This window comes from bacterium (assembly GCA_040757115.1).
Classification (GTDB): domain Bacteria; phylum UBA9089; class CG2-30-40-21; order CG2-30-40-21; family SBAY01; genus JBFLXS01.
This window is the reverse complement of sequence record JBFLYA010000458.1, coordinates 1-1,032: the sequence shown is the minus strand read 5'-3', so window position 1 is coordinate 1,032 and position 1,032 is coordinate 1. Positions and strand designations below refer to the sequence as shown.

The window sequence follows — 1,032 nt, the reverse complement described above, 5'->3', positions numbered from 1 at the left end:
ATTTCCATATCTTCTCTGTTCCTCTGCGTCTCTGCGGTAAATTACCACCTGAACGGTTACGGGTAGTCAAATTTCACAGGGAAATAATCCGATGAAAATACTTCCATTAGCCTTTGATTCTTTAGGCACAAGGTCAATGGCAACTTATGTTGAGACCAGCGATTTAAAGATAGTCATTGACCCAGCCGTATCTTTAGCCCCAATAAAATCAGGACTTCCTCCTCATCCCATTGAATTAGAGCGAGAAGCACAACATTGGGAAGTAATTAAAGAATATGCTAAAAAATCAGATGTGCTGATTATCACTCATTATCATTATGACCATTATAACCCTTCATATCCAGAACTCTATGGCAATAAAATTATCTTCGTTAAACATCCAACTTTAAATATAAATCAAAGTCAAAAAACAAGAGCCGCAGAATTTTTAGAGATGATTAAAGGGATTGAGAATCTAAATTATTCTGATGGCAAGGAATTTGCGTTTGGTAAAACTAAAATTACCTTCTCTGCCGCGGTGCCTCATGGAAATATAGATAGATTGGGATATGTGACTGAGGTGTCTATTACCGATGGTTCATCTAAATTAGTCCATACATCAGACATTGAAGGAGGAAATCTCGACTGCCAGGTTGATTTTATCTTAAAACAAAACCCAGAGGTGGTTATCTTTGATGGTCCAATGACATTTCCATTTCAAAATATCATTCCAAATATAATCAGGATTATTAAAGAAACAAGGATAAAAGACTTTATTATCGACCATCATTATGTCCGAAAACTAAAATGGCGAGATAAGTTAAAAGAGGCTCTAACTATCGCCGAAAAGTTAAATAAAAGGATTATCTGTGCCGCAGAATTCTTAGGGTTGGAAGAAGATTTGTTAGAGGCAAAGAGAAAACAGCTATATGAGGGAACAAGGTAATAAGTTATTACCTTAAGTATGTGTTTAAGGAAGTTTCACGCCAAGCACGCAAAGAACGCAAAGGGGAATAAGGGAAAAAATTACCTTTGCGTCCTTTGCGTGAAAAA

Annotated in this window: 1 protein-coding gene; it reads left to right on the top strand. The window is 36.3% G+C overall.

Annotation, left to right across the window (positions count from 1 at the left end):
* The first annotated feature begins 91 nt into the window (after window positions 1-91).
* Window positions 92-925: a hypothetical protein gene (locus AB1422_19630; GenBank protein MEW6621513.1), complete on the top strand. Its 834-nt coding sequence runs from the start codon at window positions 92-94 to the stop codon at window positions 923-925.
* Window positions 926-1,032: the final 107 nt, after the last annotated feature.